Source organism: Actinoplanes sp. NPDC049681 (assembly GCF_044465265.1).
Classification (GTDB): Bacteria; Actinomycetota; Actinomycetes; order Mycobacteriales; family Micromonosporaceae; genus Actinoplanes.
The window spans coordinates 344,937-366,672 of sequence record NZ_JBITLP010000005.1 but is presented as its reverse complement, the minus strand read 5'-3'; the positions used below and the strand labels follow the sequence as shown (position 1 = coordinate 366,672).

17 protein-coding genes are annotated in these 21,736 nt (G+C 73.5%); 11 read left to right on the top strand and 6 right to left on the bottom strand.

The annotated features are described in order from the left end of the window. Nucleotides 1-105 precede the first annotated feature (105 nt). Both ACIBO8_RS19985 and ACIBO8_RS19980 read right to left on the bottom strand, forming a co-directional pair. Nucleotides 106-1,290 carry an MFS transporter gene (locus tag ACIBO8_RS19985; RefSeq protein ID WP_396116742.1) on the bottom strand — a complete coding sequence of 395 codons (1,185 nt, stop codon included), beginning with the start codon at nucleotides 1,288-1,290 and terminating at the stop codon, nucleotides 106-108. 6 nt (nucleotides 1,291-1,296) lie between these two features. Continuing rightward, nucleotides 1,297-2,484: a PucR family transcriptional regulator gene (locus ACIBO8_RS19980; RefSeq protein ID WP_396116741.1), complete on the bottom strand. Its 1,188-nt coding sequence runs from the start codon at nucleotides 2,482-2,484 to the stop codon at nucleotides 1,297-1,299. 127 nt (nucleotides 2,485-2,611) lie between these two features. On the opposite strand from ACIBO8_RS19980, the gene ACIBO8_RS19975 reads away from it, so the two are divergent. The 8 genes from ACIBO8_RS19975 to ACIBO8_RS19940 all read left to right on the top strand — a co-directional run bounded on the left by ACIBO8_RS19975 (nucleotide 2,612) and on the right by ACIBO8_RS19940 (nucleotide 13,665). After that, the gene (locus ACIBO8_RS19975) at nucleotides 2,612-4,822 is read left to right on the top strand and encodes an aminotransferase class III-fold pyridoxal phosphate-dependent enzyme (protein ID WP_396116740.1); all 2,211 of its coding nucleotides are present in this window, start codon (nucleotides 2,612-2,614) and stop codon (nucleotides 4,820-4,822) included. 4 nt (nucleotides 4,823-4,826) lie between these two features. Continuing rightward, complete coding sequence (locus tag ACIBO8_RS19970; RefSeq protein WP_396116739.1) at nucleotides 4,827-6,416, top strand: FGGY-family carbohydrate kinase; 1,590 nt, start codon at nucleotides 4,827-4,829, stop codon at nucleotides 6,414-6,416. An 83-nt stretch (nucleotides 6,417-6,499) separates the two neighbouring features. After that, nucleotides 6,500-8,059 carry a carboxylesterase/lipase family protein gene (locus ACIBO8_RS19965; RefSeq protein ID WP_396116738.1) on the top strand — a complete coding sequence of 520 codons (1,560 nt, stop codon included), beginning with the start codon at nucleotides 6,500-6,502 and terminating at the stop codon, nucleotides 8,057-8,059. Nucleotides 8,060-8,153: 94 nt separating this feature from the next. Continuing rightward, complete coding sequence (locus ACIBO8_RS19960) at nucleotides 8,154-10,499, top strand: putative bifunctional diguanylate cyclase/phosphodiesterase (RefSeq protein ID WP_396116737.1); 2,346 nt, start codon at nucleotides 8,154-8,156, stop codon at nucleotides 10,497-10,499. A gap of 56 nt (nucleotides 10,500-10,555) precedes the next feature. After that, entirely contained in the window at nucleotides 10,556-11,014 is a 459-nt protein-coding gene (locus ACIBO8_RS19955) for a DUF4383 domain-containing protein (protein ID WP_396116736.1), read from the top strand. A gap of 40 nt (nucleotides 11,015-11,054) precedes the next feature. Continuing rightward, the gene (locus ACIBO8_RS19950) at nucleotides 11,055-11,498 is read left to right on the top strand and encodes a DUF2243 domain-containing protein (protein WP_396116735.1); all 444 of its coding nucleotides are present in this window, start codon (nucleotides 11,055-11,057) and stop codon (nucleotides 11,496-11,498) included. Next, nucleotides 11,495-12,238 (top strand): cytochrome c oxidase assembly protein, encoded by a 744-nt coding sequence (locus tag ACIBO8_RS19945; RefSeq protein ID WP_396116734.1) that lies wholly within the window; start codon nucleotides 11,495-11,497, stop codon nucleotides 12,236-12,238. The genes ACIBO8_RS19950 and ACIBO8_RS19945 overlap by 4 nt, the downstream gene beginning before the upstream one ends. Before the next feature lie 32 nt (nucleotides 12,239-12,270). After that, nucleotides 12,271-13,665, top strand: a complete 1,395-nt coding sequence (locus tag ACIBO8_RS19940) for a hypothetical protein (protein ID WP_396116733.1) — start codon at nucleotides 12,271-12,273, stop codon at nucleotides 13,663-13,665. Nucleotides 13,666-13,681: 16 nt separating this feature from the next. Here ACIBO8_RS19940 and ACIBO8_RS19935 read toward each other — a convergent pair whose 3' ends face one another. Continuing rightward, nucleotides 13,682-14,014, bottom strand: coding sequence for an STAS domain-containing protein (locus ACIBO8_RS19935; RefSeq protein ID WP_396116732.1), 333 nt, complete (start codon nucleotides 14,012-14,014; stop codon nucleotides 13,682-13,684). Here ACIBO8_RS19935 and ACIBO8_RS19930 point away from each other — a divergent pair. Further along, entirely contained in the window at nucleotides 14,008-14,385 is a 378-nt protein-coding gene (locus ACIBO8_RS19930; protein ID WP_396116731.1) for an alcohol dehydrogenase catalytic domain-containing protein, read from the top strand. The two genes, ACIBO8_RS19935 and ACIBO8_RS19930, sit on opposite strands and share 7 nt — an antisense overlap. A 181-nt stretch (nucleotides 14,386-14,566) precedes the next feature. On the opposite strand, the gene ACIBO8_RS19925 is transcribed toward ACIBO8_RS19930, so the two are convergent. After that, nucleotides 14,567-16,918 carry a PAS domain S-box protein gene (locus ACIBO8_RS19925; RefSeq protein WP_396116730.1) on the bottom strand — a complete coding sequence of 784 codons (2,352 nt, stop codon included), beginning with the start codon at nucleotides 16,916-16,918 and terminating at the stop codon, nucleotides 14,567-14,569. Nucleotides 16,919-17,044: 126 nt separating this feature from the next. On the opposite strand from ACIBO8_RS19925, the gene ACIBO8_RS19920 reads away from it, so the two are divergent. After that, nucleotides 17,045-17,851, top strand: a complete 807-nt coding sequence (locus tag ACIBO8_RS19920; RefSeq protein WP_396116729.1) for an SAM-dependent methyltransferase — start codon at nucleotides 17,045-17,047, stop codon at nucleotides 17,849-17,851. A gap of 67 nt (nucleotides 17,852-17,918) precedes the next feature. Beyond that, the gene (ligD, locus tag ACIBO8_RS19915) at nucleotides 17,919-19,127 is read left to right on the top strand and encodes a non-homologous end-joining DNA ligase (protein WP_396116728.1); all 1,209 of its coding nucleotides are present in this window, start codon (nucleotides 17,919-17,921) and stop codon (nucleotides 19,125-19,127) included. A 22-nt stretch (nucleotides 19,128-19,149) separates the two neighbouring features. On the opposite strand, the gene ACIBO8_RS19910 is transcribed toward ligD, so the two are convergent. Further along, nucleotides 19,150-20,568 (bottom strand): hypothetical protein, encoded by a 1,419-nt coding sequence (locus ACIBO8_RS19910; RefSeq protein WP_396116727.1) that lies wholly within the window; start codon nucleotides 20,566-20,568, stop codon nucleotides 19,150-19,152. A 23-nt stretch (nucleotides 20,569-20,591) separates the two neighbouring features. After that, nucleotides 20,592-21,728 (bottom strand): EAL domain-containing protein, encoded by a 1,137-nt coding sequence (locus ACIBO8_RS19905; protein WP_396116726.1) that lies wholly within the window; start codon nucleotides 21,726-21,728, stop codon nucleotides 20,592-20,594. Nucleotides 21,729-21,736: the final 8 nt, after the last annotated feature.

The following is a 21,736-nucleotide window of genomic DNA, read 5'->3' as shown; positions in this document are numbered from 1 at the left end:
CCCCGAAGGGGGGGGGGCGGGGGTCACAAACAACGCAAAAAAACGCCCCACCAGCCGTCTTGGTCACCCCGGCCCCCCACCGTCAAAGGGCGACCGAACCACCGCTCACCGAGGCGAAACCGAAGCCTGCGGCACACCCCCGACGACAAGCCGCCGCAACGGCCCGACCACCGGCAACGTCAGAAGCAGCCCCACCACCGGCACAAGGAAAGCCACCCGCAGCCCCACCGGCGCCGACAGCAACCCGAGCACCACGGCACCGACCAACGCCCCGCCGTAGTTGAACAGGTTGACCCGGGCGATCACCTCATCACTGCGCCCCGGCGCAGCATGCCCGGCGGCGGAGAAGGCCAGCGGCACCAGCACCCCGACCCCCGCCCCGGTGACGGCGAACCCCACCACGGCCGCGGCGATCGACGGTACGGCGACCACGAGCGCACAGCCGGCCGCGCACGCCAGCAGGGAGGCGGTCGCGGCCAGCGCCCGCCCGGTGCGGGGCACGACGTGGTCGCCCACCAGCCGGGACACGAGCACCGCCACCTGGTACGCCGCGTACCCCAGCGGAGCGACGGAATCGGCGGCCTTCAGCGAGTCGTGCAGGTAAACCGAACTCCAGGTGCTCACCGCCGAGTCGGCCAGGAAGGCGGTGAAGATCAGCGTGCCGCAGATGAGCACGACCCGCCGGATGCCGGGCCCGGTGTGCCCGGCGAGGTCGGGCTGGACCGTACGGCCCGGTTCGTACGCCCGCCAGCCGGCCACGGTGACGACGACGGCGAACGCCCCCGCCGTGCCGACGGCCACTCCCGCGCCCGCGCCGCCCGCGACGAACGCGGACATCAGCAGGGCCGCCGCGATGGCCGCAGCCGTGTACGCCGCGAACAGCCGGTTCATCACACTGCGCCCGAGCCGCGCCTGCACGAGCACGCCTTGCATGCTCAGCGACGCGTCCACCGTGCCGAGGCCCACGCCGTACGCCATGAGGATCGCGATGAAGGCGGCGGTGGGCGTACGGAAGGTCGTGAGCCCGAGGGCGACGCCGACCGCGACCAGGCCTCCCGCGAGGGCGTAGCGGCTGCCCCACCGGGCCGCGGCCCGGTCGGCGACCAGCGAGCCGCCGGCCGCGGCCACGCAGACCAGCAGCAGGATCGCGGAGACGAGGGCGTCGTCGAGGCCCTGCCGCTCCTTGAACATCGGGAGCGCGGTCACCACCGCGGCGTAGCCGAGGCCCTGGGCGGCGTACCCGGCGCCGATCCACCGGGCGCGGCCGCCGGCGGAGGGAACGATCTCCATGGGCGCTCACTCTGGCACGTGAGCGCCGTCACGTCGAGAGCCGCGGAACGCGAGGACCAGCTGGAGCTCGAAGCGCGCCACCGGGTCGTCGAGGTCGGGGCCGAGGAGTTTGCGCAGGCGGCCGATCCGGTAGCTGACGGTCTGGGGGTGGACGTACAGCTCGGCGGCGACCTCTGTTCGTGACCCCCAGTGCCGCAGCCAGCTGTCCAGGGTGGTCAGCAGCTGGGCCCGCTGGGCCGGGCGCAGCGCCGCGAGGGGGGCCAGCCGCCGGGTCGCCAGGACGGACAGCGCGGCCGGTTCCCCGCGCAGGCCCAGCGCGGCGAGGTGGTCGTCGGCGAAGACCGGGCCGGGCCGCGTGCCGGTCAGCGCGGCGGTCAGCTCGGCGAGGCGCAGCGCCTCGGGCACCTGCGCCCAGTCCGCGGCCGGGCCGACCACCGCGCCGCGTCCGCGGAGCGAGTCGGTGAGCTGGCCGCGGGCCGTGCGCGGACCGGCGCGCAGCAGCAGGACGGCGTGGTCGTCGCGTTCGGCCACCACGCCGTCGGCGCTGTAGCGGAACCGGGCGTCGCGCGCCTGGTCCGCGGGGAGCAGCACGGGCACCACCGCCTCCGGGGCGGGCCAGCCGGCCGCCGCGGCCGCCGCGGCGACGACGCCGGGCGGGGAGCTGCCCCGCAGCAGCAGCTCGGCCAGGTGCCGGCGGCTGCGGTCCCGCTCGCCCGCCTGTTCGCGCAGCTGCCGGGCGAAGCCGTCGGTGCTGGCGGCGACCAGCTCGTCGACGTACGCGGTGACGGCGTCGGACAGGTCGATGAGCTCGGCGGTGTCCACCGGCCGCAGCCCGGCGAGGGCCTCGCAGGCCAGCCGCAGCATCAGCCGTGACGCCGTGCGCAGGGACGCCAGCAGCGCTTCCGGGCCACGGTCCTCCCGGGCTTCCGCGGCGCCGAGCGCGACGAACACCTCGCGGACCGCGGGCGGCAGCGCCGGCTCGGCGGTCCCGACCAGGTCCAGGAAGCGTTCGAACGCGACCCGGGCGGGGGTGTGCAGGTCCCGTTCGACCTTGCTGTCGTCGATGGCGGCGAAGACGGGGTTGGCCTCGGTGACCGCCGCCGCCACCGTGCGTACGGTCTCCTCGAGCCCGGGCCGCATGGCGGTGGCCAGGTCGGCGGGGAGCCGGTGCCACGGCGCCGCAGGGGTGATCACCGCCCGATTTTGGCACGGCGTGCTAAGAACCGCCCCGGATCTCGCTGGCCGCGCGATGGTGATGAGGCACGCCCGTTGCGGGGACGATGCGAAGGATGAGTGTCCGGCCGTACCCGAGGAGACCGCCGTGCAGCACCTGACTTCCCGGCAGCACGTCGTCGACATGTGCCGCACGATGCTGGAACGCGGCTACCTGAAGGCGACCGAGGGCAACGTGTCGGTACGCGTACCCGGGCGCCGGCTCTACGCGGTGACCCCGAGCAACTACGACTACGACCGGATGCGCGTCGAGGACGTCTGCCTGGTCGACTTCGACGGCAAGCATGTGCCGGACGACTCCGGGGCGGGGCTCGCGCCGTCGATCGAGTGCGGGATGCACGCCAACATCTACCGCGAGCGGCCCGACGTGAATGCGATCGTGCACACCCACCAGCCGTACGCGTCGGCCCTGGCCTTCCTGCGCAAGCCGATCCCGGCGCTCACCGACGAGCAGGTGCGGTTCCTCGGCCGGGAGGTCGCGATCGTCGACTACGCGCCCTCGGGCACCGGCTTCCTCGCCCGCAACGTGCAGAAGAAGGTCGCCGGCGGGGACAACGCCTTCATCATCGCCAACCACGGCATCGTCGCGCTGGGCACCGATCCCGACCGGGCCGTGTTCAACATGGCGCTGCTGGAGAAGGTGTCGATCGCGTACCTGATGGCCCTGACCACCGAGACCGGCAAGGTCTACACCATCCCGAAGGCGATCCGGGAGGTGGCGTTCACCAAGCTGCGCGCCGACGAGAAGCGGATCGCCGCGCAGATCACCAAGGCCGTGACACCGGTACGGGTGCCGCAGGACGAGGAGGCGCCGAGCGCGGACGCGGTCGCCGCGGTTGCCGGGAACGCCGAGCCCGCTTACGCGATCACGGAATACCCGGACGTGCCGGACGTGCTGCGCCGGCTCAAGGCGCTGGTCGCCCAGCCGGTCCGGGGGCTGCGGCACGACGCGCTGCTCGACGTCCTCAACTACTTCGACACCAAGTGCCGCGCCAGCAAGGAGATCACCGAGCGGGCGAAGCAGCGCATCCCGGGCGGCGTGCAGCACAATCTCGCGTTCAACTACCCGTTCCCGCTCGCCGTCGACAAGGCCGAGGGGGCGTACCTCACGGACCGCGACGGCAACACGTACATCGACTTCCTGCAGGCCGGCGGGCCGACGATCCTGGGCAGCAACTACGCGCCCGTCAACGAGCAGGTCGCCGCGGTGATCCGCGAGTCCGGGCCGGTCACCGGGCTCTTCCACGAGTACGAGCTCAAGCTCGCCGAGATCATCCACCGCTTCATGCCGCACATCGAGATGTACCGGTCGCTGGGTTCGGGCACCGAGGGCGTGATGGCCGCGGTGCGGGGCGCCCGCGCCTACACCGGCCACAAGATGGTGATCAAGGTCGGCGGGGCGTACCACGGCTGGTCCGACACCATGGTCTACGGGCTGCGGGTGCCCGGGACGTACCGGATGAACGCCAAGGGAATTCCGTTCGGCGCCACCGCCCGTACCCGGGAGTCCTTCCCGCATGATCTCGGCCAGCTGCGCCGCAAGCTCATCGAGAACCGGGTACGCGGCGGCACCGCGGCCGTGATCGTGGAGCCGGTCGGGCCGGAGTCGGGCACCCGGCCGGTGCCGCACGACTTCAACGCGAAGGTCCGCGCGCTCTGCGACGAGTTCGGCGCCCTGCTGATCTTCGACGAGGTGGTCACCGGGTTCCGGCTCGGGCTGGGCGGCGCGGCCGGCTACTTCGGCGTCACGCCCGACCTCACGGTGCTCGGCAAGGCGGTCTCCGGCGGCTACCCGATGGCCGGCGGCGTCGGCGGGCGTTCGGACGTCATGGCGGTCTTCGGCTCCGGGCTCGACGGCAAGAGCGGCGCGCACATCCAGGTCGGGGGCACCCTGTCGGCGAACCCGCTGTCCTGCGCGGCCGGCTACTTCGCCATCGAGGAGATGGCCCGGACCAACGCCCCGGTGATCGCCGGGCGGGCCGGCGACCGGCTCACCCGCGGCCTGCAGAAGCTGATCGACAAGTACGGCCTGCCCTATGTGGCGTACAACCAGGGGTCCATCGTGCACCTGGAGTGCAGCGGCGTCATGCTGCTGGACATGCGCAACCCGCTGAAGCTGCTCAAGGAGAACAAGGCCCGCAAGCGGCTGATGGAGCAGATGGGTGCGGCGTACGCGGCGCACGGCATCATCACCCTGGCCGGCTCGCGGATGTACACGTCCATGGCCGACACCGACGCGGTCGTCGACGACGCGCTGGGCCGCTTCGACCAGGTCTTCGCGCAGGTCGAGGGAGTCTGAGGCGGTGCACGCGACGCCGCCCCAGGTGCTGGCCATCGACCTGGGCACCTCCGGGATGAAGGCCGCCCTGGTCGCCGCGGACGGCACGGTCACCGGCTGGGCCGAGCGTCCCGTGGCCTTGCACGTGCTCCCCGGCGGCGGCGCCGAGCAGGACCCGCACGAGTGGTGGCGCGCGCTGGGTGAGGTGGTCGCCGAGCTCGGGCGCGCCCATCCCGGGCACCTGCGGGCGATCACCACCGTCTGCACCTCCACGCAGGGGGAGGGGACGATCGCGGTGGACGCCCGCGGGGAGCCGCTGACCCGGTGCATCAGCTGGCTCGACATGCGCGGCGCCGGCAACCTGCGGCGCCAGTTCGGCGGGCGGGTCTCGTACGGTGGCTTCTCGGTGCCCCGGATCGCCCGCTGGCTGCGGCTGACCGGCGGCATGCCGTCCGCGACCGGCAAGGACCCCGCCGCCCACATGCTGTGGGTGCGCGACGAGCTTCCCGAGGTGTACGACCGCACGGCCGCGTTCCTCAACGTGCTGGACTGGATCAACCTGAGGCTGACCGGGCGAACGGTGGCAACCGTCGACTCGATCCTCACCTCGTGGGTGACCGACAACCGCCGCCCGGGTGAGATCCGCTATGCGCCCGCGCTGGTCGCCGGCTGCGGCATCGACGCGGCCAAGCTGCCGCCCATCGTGGCCTGCACCGAGGTGATCGGCACGCTGAGCCCGGCGGCCGCGCAACACCTGGGCCTGCCGGAGTCCGTCCGGGTGGTGGCGGGCGCGATCGACAACACCGCCGCGGCCATCGGCGCCGGCACGGTCCGCGACAACGACCCGCACCTGTACGTGGGCACCTCGTCGTGGATCGCCGCGCACGTGCCGCGCAAGAAGACCGACGTGGTGGCGCAGATCGCGTCCGTGCCCTGCGCCCTGCCGGACCGCTACCTGATGACCGCGCTGCAGGCCACCGCCGGCGCGAACCTGACCTGGCTGCGGGACAAGATCGTCGAGTACGACGACCCGCTGCTCGGCGCCGGCCGCCTCAGCCGCGACGAGGGCTCGATCTTCGACGCGTTCGACCGCATCATCCCGGCGGTCCCGCCCGGCGCCAACGGCGTCCTCTACACCCCCTGGCTGTACGGCGAGCGCGCCCCGGTCGACGACGCGAACCTGCGCGCCGGCTTCCTCAACATCTCGCTCGACACCACCCGCTCGGACCTGTTGCGCGCGGTGTTCGAGGGCGTGGCACTCAACACCCGCTGGCTGACGGGCGCGGTCGACCGCTTCCTCGGCGCCCCGGTCACCTCCATGGCGATCACCGGCGGCGGCGCGCTGTCGGACTCGTGGTGCCAGATCTTCGCCGACGTGCTCGGCATCGAGATCCGCCGGGACGCTCGGCCGCTGGCGGTGAACGCCCGCGGTGCCGGCTGGATCGGCGCGGTGGGCGCCGGGATGATCGCCTTCGCCGACCTTCCGGACCTGGTCCGCACCGACCGGGTCTTCACCCCGAAGGACGCCCACCACGAGGTGTACGACCAGGTGTTCGACGTCTACAAGTCGGTGCACCGGCACCTGGCCCCGATCTACCGGCGCCTCAACGGGTAGTGGATCCGGTCCACCGATCGGTGGATCCGGGCGCTCGCCGGCCGGTGGGTTCTCCCGGCCACGCGGCCCGCGAGGCTCGAGGCATGAGACGAACAGCTGTCTGCACAGTGCTCATCGCCCTGGCCGGCCTCGGCGCGGCCCCGGCCGCCGGGAACGGATCCGCTGCCGTCGTGCGCACGGACGCGGGCCCGGTCCGGGGTACGGTCACCGCCGGCCACCGCAGCTTCCAGGGCGTGCCGTACGCCGCCGCCCCCACGGGGGACCTGCGGTGGCGGGCGCCCCAGCCGGTCCGCCCCTGGCACGCCGTCCGCGACGCCACCGCGCCGGGGCAGGCCTGCGCCCAGAATTCGCCGGCCGGCGGCCCGAGCGGCGGCGAGGACTGCCTCTACCTCGACGTCACCACGCCGGTCGGGCGCCGGGGACCCGTACCGGTGCTGGTCTGGCTGCACGGCGGCAGCTTCCAGTCCGGCGCGGGGAGCATGTACGACCCCCGCCGCCTCGCCGAGCGGGGCGGCGTCATGGTGGTGACCCCCAACTACCGGCTCGGGGTGTTCGGCTTCTTCGGCCTGCCCGGCCTGCCCGGCTCCGGCACCTTCGGCCTCCAGGACCAGCAGGCCGCCCTCCGCTGGGTACGCCGTAACGCCGCGGCCTTCGGCGGTGATCCCGGCCGGGTGACGCTCGCCGGGCAGTCCGCCGGCGGGCTGAGCGTCTGCGCGCACCTGACCTCGCCCGCGGCGGCCGGGTTGTTCGATCGGGCGATCATCGAGTCCGGGCCCTGCCTGACCGACTGGCCGTCCGGGCTCTTCTTCCCCGGCATCCCGGCCGGATCCCCGTGGAGCACGGTGGGGGAGGTGGCCGGCGAGGGTGCCAGGCTGGCGGCCGAGCCCGCGATCGGCTGCCCGGCGGGAGCGAGCCGGGTGGCGTGCCTGCGGGCGACCGCACCGGACAAGCTGCTGAGCGCCACCCGCGGCACCGGGCCCCACGCGTTCCTGACCCCGGCGTACGGCACCGCGCTGCTGCCGGAGCTCCCGGCCCGGGCGTTGCGGGCCGGAGCGTTCCATCGGGTTCCGGTGCTCTCCGGTGCCAACCGCGACGAGCATCGCGGCCTCATCGGCGTCCTGGAGGCCTCGGCCCCCGTCACCGGCAGTAACTATCGTGCCGCCCTCGCCACGGCGTTCGGCGACCAGGCACGGCGGGTGGAGCGCGCGTACCCGCAGCGGGCGTACGGCTCCCCGGGCCTGGCGTGGGCCGCCGTGGCCACCGACCGGATCTGGGCCTGCCCCACCGCGGCGGGCAACCGGCTCCTGGCCCGGCAGAACCCCACCTTCGCGTACGAATTCGGCGAGCGGCACGGGCCGGCACCCGACGCGACGTACGGGTGGGGCGCGTACCACGGCGCGGAGCTGCCCTTCCTGTTCGACGTGGGCTGGCTGACGGGCGAGCCGCAGCACGGCCTGGCGGACCGGATGATCGCCGCGTGGTCCGGCTTCGCCGCCACCGGTGACCCCGGGTGGCCCCGGGTACGCCCCGCCGCCCCGGTTCCGTACGCCGAGGTACTGGCGTCCGGCGCCGGCGGCCCGGTGGACGTGGAGGCCCGGCACCGGTGCGGGTTCTGGGCCTCCGTACCCGCGGCGGCGCACTGATGCTCCGGAACTCCGACCTCTCCTGCTCCCGGCCGGCACCCTTCGCAGCCCAGGATGGGTAACTCGGACCAGGCTCTCGCGAGAAGGCGGCCGCATGACAGCGCAGCAGCACGACCGGGTGGCGTTCCCGGCCGCTCGGGTGGGCACCCGCACCTGGCGGTGGTTCCTGCTCGGCGGCCTTCCGGTCCTCGTCCTCGGCGTCCTGCTGGGTCCCGCCGGCCAGGAGGCCGTGTACGCCCTGTTCGCGGCCGCCGCCGCGGTCGCCGTGGTGGCCGGGCTCCGGACCCACCGTCCGGCCCGCCCGCTGCCGTGGTGGCTGCTGGCCGGCGGCATGGCCTGCGGTGCGGTCAGCAACCTCGCCTGGTCGGTCACCTTCGTCCTCGACGGGCCGCCCTCCGGCCTGTCCGTGGTCAACGCCGTCTACTACGGCATGTACCTGCTGGTCGCCGCCGGCCTGGCGGTCCTGGCCCACGGCCGCGGCTCGGCGCTGGCCGGCATGGCCGAAGCCGGCATCGTGGCGTGCACCGCCGCGGTGCTGGCCTGGGTCTTCCTGATCGACCCCGTGCTGGAGACCCGGGACGGGGTCGCCGCCGGTTTCGCCCTCGTGTATCCGGTCCTCGACCTGATCATGCTCACGATGGCGGTGCGTCTCGCCGTCGCCGCCGCCTCCCTGACCCGCACCCACGTCCTCATCCTCTGCGCCACCGGAGCCCTGGTGGTCGCGGACATCGGTTACGTGCTGTGGATGGCCGCCGGTGGCTCCTGGTCCGGGCCGGGCGGCAGCGCCGCCTGCTGGATGCTCTTCTACCTGCTCGTCGGCGCCGCGGCGCTGCACCCGTCCATGGCCACCGGCCGCGGCGCCGGCTCGATCGGCGGATACCTGCGGGCCACGGGCCTGTCGACCGCCCTGAAGGCGCTCATCGTGCTGGTGGGTCCGGCCGCGACGGCGTACGCGTTCTGGAGCGGCCTGCACCGCGCCGACCTGGACGCCATCGACATCGCCCTGCCGCTGGGCGCCGCCGCGGTCACCGGCGTGCTGCTGGTCCTGCGCCTGTCGCACACCAGCACGCTGGTCAACCGGCGGGCCACCGACCTGCAGGCGGCGCTCGACGACCAGGCCGCGCTGCAGGAGCAGATGACGCACCTCGCGCTGCACGACGCCCTCACCGGCCTGCCGAACCGGCTGCACCTGGACCGCCTGATCCAGGCCGCGCTGCGTACCGGCCCCGGCGGCTGCCTGCTGATCGTGGACCTGGACGGCTTCCAGCACGTCAACGACAGCTTCGGGCACCCGACGGGCGACGCCCTGCTGACCGAGGCGGCCCGCCGGCTCCGCGACGTGATCGGGCGGGCGGGGACCCTGGCCCGCCTCGGCGGCGACGAGTTCGCCGTGCTGCTGCACTCGGGCGACGCCCTGGCCGCGGACACGCACGCCCGGGGCGTGCTGCGCACGCTGCGGCAGCCGGTCGAGGTCGACGGCCAGCGGCTGCACGTCACCGCGAGCATCGGGCTGCGCGACCTCGCCTCCGCCGGGGACAGCGCCGAGGTGCTCAGCGACGCCGACCTCGCCCTGTACGCCGCCAAGGCGGCCGGCAAGGACCGGGTGGTGGCGTACGACGTCACGCTGCGGGAGAGCCAGCTGAAGCGGATCGCCGTGGTGGACCGGCTGCGCACCGCCATCGGCACCGACGCGATCCAGGTGTACTACCAGCCGATCGTGTCGTTCTCCTCCGGCCGGTTCACCGCCGTGGAGGCCCTGGTGCGCTGGGTGCCGCCGGGCGAGGACCCGATCGGGCCGGACGCGTTCATCCCGGCGGCCGAGGACAGCGGGCTGATCGTGTCGCTGGGTGAGCAGGTGCTGCGCCAGGCCTGCCGTGACGCCGCCGTCTGGTACCGCCGCTACGGCACCATGCTGACCGTCAACGTGTCGCCGCGGCAGCTGTCCGAGGCCGACTTCGCCGCCCGGGTGATGCGGGCGCTGCACGACGCGGACCTGCCGGCCGCCGCGCTGATCCTCGAGATCACCGAGGGCGTCCTGGTGGGTGCCGGGGCCCAGGCCGAGCAGAGCATCGCGCACCTCAGCGAGCTGCGCCGGTTCGGGGTGCAGGTGGCCGTCGACGACTTCGGCACCGGCTACTCGTCGCTGGCCTACCTGCGGGACCTGCCGATCGACATCCTGAAGATCGACCGGTCGTTCATGCCCGACGAGGCCACCGGCGACCCCGCCCAGCAGGTGGCGCTGGTGCGGACGATCGTCGACCTGGCGCACACGCTGCGGCTGACCGCGGTGGCCGAGGGCGTCGAGACGATGGAGCAGACGGCCGTGCTGCAGACCCTCGGCTGCGACAAGGGGCAGGGCTTCCACTACGGGCGTCCGGCGCCGGCCGCCCGTACCTCGGACGTGCTCGCCGAGGGCGTCGTCGCCGCCGCGCCGCACTGAGGTTTGTCTCCCCGATGGGACGGGAACCCGCCCAGTCCCCAATGGAGGAGGAGACCATGGTCACCAGTTCCCGCGCGGGCGGCGTCGCCTCGCCGCGCGCCCGTACCCTCGTGCAGACCGCGGCCCTGGCGGTCGCCGCCGTCTTCGCGCTCGTCGGCATCCTGGGCTTCATCCCGGGCATCACCACGGACTACGGCGCGATGACGTTCGCCGGTCACCACAGCGACGCCAAGCTGCTCGGCGTCTTCCAGGTGTCGATCCTGCACAACATCGTCCACCTGCTCTTCGGCGCGGTGGGCTTCGCGCTGGCCCGGACCGTCTCCGGCGCCCGGGCGTACCTCATCGGCGGCGGCGCGATCTATCTGGTGCTCTGGCTGTACGGCCTGGTCGTCGGCCAGGACAGTGCCGCGAACTTCGTGCCGCTCAACACCGCCGACGACTGGCTGCATCTGCTCCTGGGCCTCGGCATGATCGCGCTCGGCTTCCTCACCACCCGCAACACCGCCCGCCCCTGACCCCGGGTGTCATTCCGGCCGGGCGGGGCAATCGGTCGCCATGGCCACCACCTTGCGCGCTCCCGGACTCCTGCTCGGCGCCGGCCTCGGCGGTTTCGTCGACGGCATCGTGCTGCATCAGGTACTGCAATGGCACCACATGCTCACCGGCATCCGCAGTCCCGACACCGTGCCGGGACTGCGGATGAACACGCTGGCGGACGGGCTGTTCCACGTGGCCGCCTGGCTGCTCGTGCTCGGCGGCATCGCCCTGCTCTCCTCCCGCGTCACCCGCGATCGCCGGGAGGCATGGACCTCTCGAGAACTGTGGGGCTGGGTGCTCGCCGGGTGGGGTGTGTTCAACCTGGTGGAGGGGCTCGTCGATCACCATCTGCTCGGCGTGCACCATGTCCGCGAGGGCGCGCACCATCTCGGGTGGGATCTGGCGTTCCTGGCCGTGGGCGCCGTGCTGATCGGCGCCGGCTGGGCGGTGCGGCGCCGGTGACCGTCCTCGCCGTCGTATCCGCCGCCCTCGGATACGAGTGGCTCGGCCTGCGCGCCCGTCGGTGGAATCCGTGGCGGGGTGCCGCCTTCGCCGCAGGGTGCGCCACGGCTCTCGCCGGGCTGGGCATGCACACGCACGACACCGCCGGGCACATGGGACAGCACCTGCTGGTGGCGATGATCGCTCCACTCGGGATCGTCCTCGGCGCACCGGTGACGCTGTTGTTGCGGACCCTGCCGGTGTCGTGGGCCCGGCGGCTCAGCCGCATGCTGCGCACCCGGCCCGTCGGGTTCCTGACCCGGCCGGTGGTCGCCCTCGCGCTCAGCGCCGGGTCGCTTCTGCTGCTGCATCTAACCCCGCTGTTCGCGTACGCGATGAGCAACCCCGCCGTGCACTCGGCCCTGCTGGTGCACTTCCTGCTCTCCGGCTGCCTGTTCGCCTGGGTGATCGCCGGCCCGGACCCGGCACCGCATCGTCCCGGCGTGCGTACCCGGCTGATCGTGCTGGCCGTGGCGATCGCCGTGCACGCCGGCCTGTCCCAGCTGATGTACGCCGGCGTGCTCGTCCGCACGCCCGGCACCGTCGCCGACCGGCAGGCGGCAGCCACGTTGATGTACTACGGCGGCGACCTGGCCGAGCTCCTGCTCGCCTTCGCGATGTTCCAGGCGCGGGTGCCGGCCCCCCCGCCGGGTGCTGACCGGTCACATCTCAGGGGAGTGATCACGTCGCCGGAAGGGTAAGCGGCGCCCAGCCCTCAGGAAGGACCCCCGCCGTGACCGACTCCCCGCCCGTGAAAGCACGTCCCACCGCAGCCTCCGCCGAGCGGGTGTTCTGCCGGGAAAGTATGGGCCGCAGCCTGCTGGAGGCCGCGGTCCGGGCGGTGCACGGCCGGGGATGCCGGGACCTCGATCGGATGCCGCTGCTCGGGCGCCGCCCGGGCCTTCGCGCGCGGGAACGGACCCCGGCCCTGCTCCGGGACGCCTACGTCGACGCCACACCCGTCGAGGAGGTGGGACGGCTGGACGCCGGGGCGGTCGCCGCCTGGATCACCGGGCGGTACCCGGCTCGGTCCTGGACCGGCGTGCTGCTCGGCTCGCCGCACGGTGCCGCGGCGCACCTCGCCGCCGCCCTGGACGTGCCCTGGCTGCCCTCGGGGTTCACCGTCTCCGTGCCGTGGCCGGGCGGCCGGGTGGGGGACTGGGCCGGGGCCCGCGAGTGGGGTGCCTTCGCCGCCGGGCGCCTCCTGGCCGGGAACCCGGACGTGACCGTACGCCAGGTCCACGATCCGCTGCAGCGCGGCGCCCTCTGCGGGAGCACCCTCACGCTGCACGTACGCTGGCGCCGGCTGCCGGCGGCGTACCGGGAATTCCTGGCCACCCGGATGGCTCCCGGCGCCGTCGCGCTGGCCTTGCGCGACCTGCGCACCTGGCCCGTGCACGAGGTGGGACCCGGGCACGGCTTCCAGCTCGGCAGCCCGGTCGGCGGCCTGCGCGCGGACGACTACACGATGGACGATTCCCGCTTCCGCCGGTTGCTGGCGGGGCTGGGGGAGTGCCGATGGCTCCCGCCGCCGGATCCCGCGCCCGCCCGGTACGCCGAGCTCGCCGGCGAACCCGGGTTCGACGAGGACCTGCGCCGCTGCGGGACGCCCTCGCACGAGGTGCGGTATTCCGGCCCGTCGGTACTGAGCGCGTTCATCGCCGACGTGCACCGGGACTGGTTGCGCGCGGGCGGGCGGGCCGCCGACCGGTGCGTGGTGGAGACGGGGCCCCTGTTGGACCCGTGGCATGTGCTTTCCGCCGGGCTGGTGCCGTACTGGTGCGAGTCGGCCGCCGTACGGGGCGTGGACGCCGCGGAATGGTGGCTCGCCGGCAGCGAGGGGTTCGACGCGGTGACCGTGCTGCCCCAGCCACCGGGCGTGCGGAGCGAGGCGTACGCGACCGCACCGCGGTGGCGGGCGCTGGCGGCCTTCGCCCGCAGCCGGCCGCACGTGGACACGCTTGCGATCACCCGCTACCCGTTGCTGCCGGTTCCGGCCGCGCGGGCCACGTCGGCGCTCGCCCTGACGGAACCTGCCGACCCGGGGCCACCACCGCGGATGCCGGTCTCCGAGTTCCTGGCCGCCGTGCGGGCATCCGGGCCGGGAGCCGGCCTGGTCGTGGCGTGATCCTCCGGCCGCGGGGTCAGCCGGCCGGGGCGGCGTCCGGTTCGCCGGTGAGGGTGCCGTGCAGGTTCGTCACCTCGAGCACCATGCGGACCACCGGTCCCGGGTCGCGCACCGTGAGCGTGATCCCGCGGGCGCTCGCGGCCCGCTGGGCGGCGACCAGCATGCCCAGCCCCGAGGAGTCGAGGAAGGTCACCGCGCTCATGTCGATGTCCAGGCGGGCGCAGTCGCGGCGGTCGACCACCTGCTGCAGCACCTGCCGCAGCACGGCGGCGTTGTCCACGTCCACGTCGCCCTCGGGTACGACGACGATGGTGTCGCCCTCCCGCTCGATCGTGCAGTCGAATGGCATGGTCCGGCTTCCTCCCCAGGGGTGCGGCGGCCTCGTACCCCGTGCGGGCGGCCGGGAAACGTCGGCGCCGGCAACGGGTGCGGGTGCAGGAGAAGGACCGCCCGGCGATCGAGCATCCCCACGAGGCGATCGTGCGGGTGACGCGTGCGGCGATCTGCGGTTCGGACCTGCACCTGCACCACGGGATGATGCCGGACACCCGGGTCGGGATGACGTTCGGCCACGAGTTCGTCGGCATGGTCGACGAGGTGGGCTCCTCGGTGAAGAGGCTCAAGGTCGCTGACGCGATGAACCAGGGGATCACGCTGCGGATGATGGCGATCATGCCGCGGACGAACTTCGGCGTCGCCCGGATCACCCGGGCCTTGTAACGGCCGAGTCCGGCGAGCAGCTGCGGGCGCGCATCCCGGGCTGGGGTGCCGACCTCGACCCGAAGGACCGCCCGTCGGTGCCGCGGGAGCGGTTCGACCCGGAGCTCAACGGGGGGCGCCGGGAGCTCCCGGAGCGGCAGCCGGAGAAGTGGCCGCGGAAGCGCTCGATCGCCGGGCGGGGTTAACCCGGCGGGTCCTGCCGGTCGTCGCGCGCCTGACTGAGCTGCTCGTGCAGGGCCATCATGAGCTCGGTGCCGGTGAACGGCTTCTCCAGCAGGTGCACGTCGGCGGCGAGGGTGCCGTGCGTGGTGAGCACCGGCTGGGCGTAGCCGGACATGAAGACGACCCGGATGCCGGGCCGGGCCGCCGTGATCGCGTCGGCGATGTCCTTGCCCAGCATGCCGGGCATGATCACGTCGGTGAGGAGCACGTCGATGTGGCCCTGGTGCTCGCGGCTGGTCTGCAGCGCCTCCCGGCCGTCGGAGGCCGACAGCACCGTGTAGCCGCCGCGGCGCAGGATTCGCTCGGTCACCTCGCGCAGCGCGGTCTCGTCCTCCACCACCAGCACGGTCGCACCGTGACCGTTGAAGTCGCGGGCGGTGTCGGCGGGCCGGGCCTCCTGGACGGCGGCGTCGGTGACGGGCAGCAGCACGGTGATGGTGGTGCCGAAGCCGGCCTCGGAGTAGATCTGCACGGTGCCGCCGGCCTGCGTGATGATCCCGTACACCGTGGCCAGGCCCAGCCCGGTGCCCTGGCCGCTGGGCTTGGTGGTGAAGAACGGGTCGAAGGCCTTGTCGATGACCTCCTTCGGCATGCCGGTGCCGGTGTCCGAGACCCGGATCCGTACGTAGCGGCCGGGCGCCAGGCCACCGCGGGTGGCCGGGTGGTCCTCGTCGACGGTGACGGCGGCGGTGTCGATGGTGAGGTTCCCGCCGGAGGGCATGGCGTCGCGGGCGTTGACGGCCAGATTCACCAGGACCTGTTCGAGCTGGCCGGGATCCGCCATGACCGGGGGCAGCGGCCCGGTGGTCGTGGTCAGGGAGATGTGCTCGCCGATGGATCGCTGGAGCATCTGCTCCACCTCGGTGACCACGGTGCTGACGTCCAGCGGCCGGGGCCTGATCACTTCGCGGCGGGCGAAGGCGAGCAGCTGATGGGTCAGGTCACTGCCCCGGCGGGCCGCGCGGGCGATCTGCTCGGCGTCGCGGGCCAGGGGCGTGCCGGCGGCGTCCTCGACGATGAAGGAGGCGTAGTTCAGGATCACCGCGAGCAGGTTGTTGAAGTCGTGCGCGACCCCGCCGGCGAGCTGGCCGAGGCTCTCCAGCCGCTGCGTACGCTGCAGCCGCGCCTCGATCTTCTGCCGTTCCGTCTCCTCCCGCAGCGCCCGCTGCTCGGCCTCGGCGGCCAGCCGGTCCGTGATGTCGCGGACGGTGGCGACCACGATGACGCCCTCGCCGGTGTCCAGGGCGCTGCAGGAGATCTCGACCGGCAGTTCCTGGCCGTCACGGCGGCGCGCCGTCCTGGTCGCCCAGCGGGGCACATCGCCGGAGTCCACCGGGTCGCCGATGCGCTCGGTGTCCAGCGGGGTGGAGTCGCCGCCGATCCGCAGCATCGCGACGGCGGGCGGCAGCCCGTCGGGCAGCAGCCGGTGCACGGCCATCTGCGTCAGGTCGTAGCGGGGGTAGTCGAACAACCGCTCGGCCTCGGCGTTGACCAGCACCACGTTGCCCGCGTCGTCGACGCCGAGCAGGGCGTCCGGCGCGGCGTCGAGCACCGCCTGGACCCGGGCCTCGGTGTGCTCGCGCTCGCTGATGTCGCGGGCCGTGCTGGCCATGCCCACGATGGTGCCGCGCGGGTCGCGCAGCGGTGACACCAGCACCGACACGGTGATGGGGGAGCCGTCGGCATGCAGGCGGGTGGTCCGGTAGCGGTCCATCCGGCCGCCCACGCGCACCAGGGCGAGGATCTCGGCCTCGTCGACGCGGCGCTCGTCCGGGATGATGCGCTCGATCGAGCGGCCCACCATCTTGTCGGCGGGAAAGCCGTAGAGCACCTCGGCGCCGGGGTTCCAGGTGAGCACGACGCCGTCGAGGTCGGTGGTGACGATGGCGTCGTGCGACGACTGCACGATCGAGGCCAGCAGCGCGCTGGCCTGCTGCGCCTCCCGGTGCGCGGTGTCGTCGCGCAGCACGGAGGTCACCAGCAGCCCGTCGTCGGGGGTGCTGACCGCGGAGAGCGACACCTCGACGGCGAAAGCCTGGCCGTCACGGCGCAGGCCCCGCAGCGGTAGCCGACGCAGCGGGGCATGCTCCCCGGCCAGGTAGCCGATGCGGTGGGCCGGGTGCCGCGCCCGGGCGTCCTCGGGAACGAGGTCGTCCACCGAGCGGCCGAGGAGGGTTCCGTCGGGGTATCCGAACATCTCGTGGGCCCGGCGGTTGGCCAGGACGATCGTGCCGTTCTCCCGGCTGACGATCACCGCGTCGGGCGCCTCGTCCACCAGTTGTCCGGTCAGCGATTCGAGTGTCCGCACCATCCCTCGATCCCGGCGGGTCCGTACCCCGGTATCCGGCTGTCGCCTGCGAGCCCTGTCCCACCCAACGTAGAGTCATCGGCACCCCCGGTGCTCGCTGTTCGCAGAAACAGTTGGAGGAGCGGCACCATGGCCGGCGACACGCACCTGCCCACCGGAATCGATCCCAACCGGCCCAGCGCGGCCCGGATCTACGACGCCTTCCTCGGCGGCACCCACAACTTCGCGTCCGATCGCGCCGTGGCGGAACGCGCCGTGCAACTGGTGCCCGACCTGCCGCGCATCATGAAGGCCAACCGGGGGTTCCTGCAGCGCGCAGTCCGGTACGCCCTGTCCCGGGGGATCCGCCAGTTCCTCGACCTCGGCTCCGGCATCCCCACCGAGGGCAACGTCCACGAGGTGGCCCGCCAGCTGCACCCGGACGCCCGGGTCGCGTACGTCGACCGCGAGCCGACCGCGGTCCTGCACGCCCGCGAGATCATCGGGGGCGACCCCGGCACGATCGCGATCCAGGGCGACCTGCAGCAGCCCGCCGACATCCTGTCCGACCCGCAGTTGCGCCAGCTGATCGACTTCGCGGACCCGGTCTGCGTCCTCATGCTCGCCGTCCTGCATTTCGTGCCCGACAGTCCGGAGCTCTCCGCGGCGCTGCGGCACTACCACGACGTGACCGCGCCCGGCAGCATCCTGGTGCTCTCCCACGCGACCGCCAGCGCGAATTCGGAGGAGCTCGACCGGGTCACCGACCTCTACAACCGCACCGGTACCCCGCTCGTGATCCGCGACCGCGACCGGTTCGCCGCCTTGCTGGACGGCTGGGACCTGGTGGAGCCGGGCATCGTGTACGGACCCCAGTGGCGCCCGGAGCCCGGCGACGCGTGGGACGGCGACCCCTCGAGCTCGATCACGTTCGCCGCGGTGGGCGTCCATCCCTGAGCGGCCCGTTTGCCCGGGTGCCTCCCGAACCCCATCGCTGTAGTTCGCGGAGATCGCGCTGCTCCGCTTGACGATCGCCGGCGCAGGGACGTCACTGGAGATCATGCTGCCCGAGACCCTCGCGCCGATGCTGGCCACCGCCGGCGAGCCGCCCGCCGGGCCGGGGCAGGCGATCGAGTTCAAGTGGGACGGCATCCGCTGCATCGCCTTCGCCGAGGACGGCGCAGTACGCCTGCAGAGCCGCAACGCCAACGACCTGACCGGGGCGTACCCGGAACTCGCCGGCCTGGGCGAACTGGCCGGCGGCCGGGCGCTGATCCTCGACGGCGAACTGGTCGCCCTGGACGCGGCCGGCCGGCCCTCGTTCAGCCGGCTGCAGCAGCGCATGCAGGTGGCGCAGCCGGCACCCGCGCTGGTGGCGGCGGTGCCGGTCGTCTACTACGTCTTCGACCTGCTTCACCTCGACGGCGCGGCGACCCTCCCGCTCCCGTACGCCGAACGGCGCGCCCTCCTCGCCGGGCTGAGCCTGAGCGGGGAGGCGGTCCGGGTGCCCCCGCACTTCGTCGACGCCGACCCGCACGCCGTCATGACCGCCGCGCAGGCGCAGGGCCTGGAGGGCATCGTGGTCAAGCGGCTGGCCTCGGCGTACCAGCCCGGCCGCCGCTCCCGCGACTGGATCAAGGTGCCGTTCAACCGGACCCAGGAAGTCGTGATCATCGGCTACAAGCCGGGTCAGGGCCGCCGCGCCGGCACCGTCGGCTCGCTGCTGCTGGCGGTCGCCGGGCCCGACGGCCGGCTGTCGTTCGCCGGTGGGGTCGGCACCGGGTTCACCCAGCAGATGCTGACCCACCTGCAGGACATGCTGCGGCCGATCGCCCGGGCGACGCCGCCGGTGGCCGGCATCCCGCGTGAGTTCGTCCGCGGGGCGCTGTGGGTGGAGCCGGAGGTCGTCGGCGAGGTGTCGTTCCGCAACTGGACCTCCGACGGGCGGATGCGGCACCCGTCCTGGCGCGGGCTGCGGCTCGACAAGCGTCCCGTGCAGACCTGGCCCGGCGGCGCCGGCGAGACCGTGGAGATGGCGATGGCGACCGCCGACGGCGCGTGGCTGGTGGAGGTGATCCGGCAGGGCCCGGTCACCTTCTGCCGCATCACGCACGGCGAGGACGTGATCGACCGTATCCCGGAGATCGCCGGGGTGGAGGCGATCCTCGACCGGGCCGGCGTCCGCCTCGCGGACCTGCATCCGGCCGCGGGGGTCACCTCCGCTACGGCGTGACGAACGAGGCTGCTCCGCCGCCTCAGCGCCAGTCGAAATGCTCACGATGGATGTTGCGGGCCAGGACGCCGGCCTGGCGGAGCCGGGGGATGAAACCGCCGACCATGGCGGCCGGCCCGCACAGGAAGACCGACAGCTCGCGGGCTTCGCCTTCGACGCCGGCGAGGACCTGACCGGCGGTCAGGTAACCGGCGGTGGCGGAGTCGTGCAGGTGCACCCGGATGCCGGGGTGGCGCCGGGCGATCGCGACGATCTCGCCGGCGAACGGGGCGTCGCCCTGGGCGCTGTAGAACAGATCCACCCGGCCGGGCGGCGCGTGCTGGTCCAGCGCGCGCAGCCAGCTCAGGAAGGGCGTGATGCCGATGCCGCCGGCGATCCAGACCTGCCGGTCGGTGCCGCGGGCGCGGTCGAAGCGGCCGTGCGGCCCGCCGACGACGGCCGGCGCGCCCGGCCGGACAAGCGTCTGCATCCGTGCGGTGTCGTCGCCGAGCGCCTTGACGGTGAAGCGCAACGTCTCGTCGTGAGGGGCGCCGGAAATGGTGAACGGATGCCGCCGCCAGCCGGCGCCGGTCTCCAGGAAGAGCATCGCGAACTGGCCCGGCCGGTAGCTCAACGGCTTGCCGAGGGGAAGTAGCGCGAGCTCGGTCAGCCCGGGCCCGACCGGCGTCACCGAGGCCACCTGGTAGTCGTGCAGGGGCAGGAAATGCCGGGCCAGCGTCTCGCGATAGACGTAGAAGGCCAGGCCGACGCCGCCGGCCACGACGTACGTCCAGCGCAGGAGCCCGGAGCCGAGCACGGTGCCGTCCAGCAGTCCGTGGACGAACGCGGCGGCCAGGAACAGGCCGGTGAGCCGGTGCAGCGACCGCCAGCGTTCGTACCCGCCGAAGATCCAGCGGGCGATGGACAGCAGGCGGCGCACCGACGGGTGGGCGCTGATCCGATCGGCGGAGCGGTCGATGCAGGGCCCGATCCACGGCAGCATCGTGCGCCATCGCGGTGCGATCGCCCACACCGCCAGGGCCAGCAGGCCCCATGCGCCGAGCTGGGCCAGGAGACCGCCGACGTCACCGGTTCCCTGGTGCGGGGCCACCGGCGGGCCGCCGGCCGGTGGACGCGGATGATCGCCGGAGGAGAACAGGACGTGCGGGGCCAGCATGACCAGTCCGGCGATCGACAGGCGGCGGTGCCAGATCGCCGCCCGGTCGATGCCGTCGAACCACGTCTCCACGACGGGCAGCACCGAGATCAAGATCATCGCCAGCGACATGAGCAGGACCGACTCGGCGCCCGCGAGCTGCCCGGCGAACGATACCCAGCCGCCCGCGGACGGGCCGGTGACCAGCCACACCAGGGGGAAGCCGGCCGCCAGCGCGCCGGCGCACACCGGCCCGAAGTGCCGGGGCAGCAGCGGCAGCAGATGGGTGCCACGGTCGTTGATCATCGGATCAGCGTCGCACCGATCGGCTACGGCGTGACCCGATCGCCCGCCGTGCTGACCGCGTGGATGAGCCGCGGCATGCGGACCACCCCGACGTAGCGCCCGGCGTTGTCGGTGCACAGCACGGGCTGCGCCCAATCGGTACGGGTGATGGCCCGCAGCGCCGCTTCGTCCACCGGCGAGTCCACGTTGATCCGCATGCCCGGGCTGACCACCGGCACCGGGGCGCTGCGGTCGTCCAGCGTGGCGATCGGCCGCTGCTGGTCGTCGCAGAGCACGACCAGGTCGACGGCGGCGTCGTCGAAGGCGGCGGCAGCCATCGCGGCGTCGGTCACCACGGGTGGATGCTCGAGGTGCCGGCGCAGGGTGTCACGGGTTCCGGCGCCGGGACGGGTCCGGACACGCGTGCCCAGCGTCCGCGCGGCCTCGAACTCGACGGCGGCCCACGGGTCGGCCGGCCGCCCGAGGAAGTAGCCCTGCGCCAGCGGCACACCGAGGTCGGCGAGGGTGGTGAGCTCGCCGGCCCGTTCGATGCCCTCGGCCAGCAGCCACGCGTCGATCCGGCCGGCGAACGTGCCCAGCATCTCGACCAGCGCGCGCTTGGCCTCGTCGTGGTCGACGTCCACGATCAGCGCGCGGTCGAGCTTGATCATGGCGGGGCGCAGCGCGAGCAGGCGGGTGAGGCCGGCGTACCCGGATCCGGCGTCGTCGACCGCGAGCAGGGCGCCGGCCGCGCGCAGCCGGTTGAGGTCGGGCTCGAGGGCCCGCCAGTCGTCGATGACGACGTGCTCGGTCAGCTCCACGATCACGCCTCGCAGGTCGCCCTGCTCCCGCCACACCGCCCGGACCACGTCGGCGTCCAGCACCTCGGGCCCGATGTTGACGGTGAGAAAGCAGTTGGCGGGCAGGGTGGCGCGGTGGGCGAACGCGGCACGCAGGGCAGCCGCCTGCAGTTCGGCGTTGAGCCCGTGGACGTGGGCGGCGGCGAACCAGGGCTCGGGGCTGCGTACCGGATAGCCGGCGAACCGGGTCAGCGCCTCATAGCCGACGACCACGCCGCGCGCGACGTCGATGATCGGCTGATAGACGGCGTGCAGGCCGTGGCCGGCCGTGGCGGCGCGCAGCATCCCCGGCCAGTCGGCCGCGGACTCCTGGGCCGGCACGGGGGCGG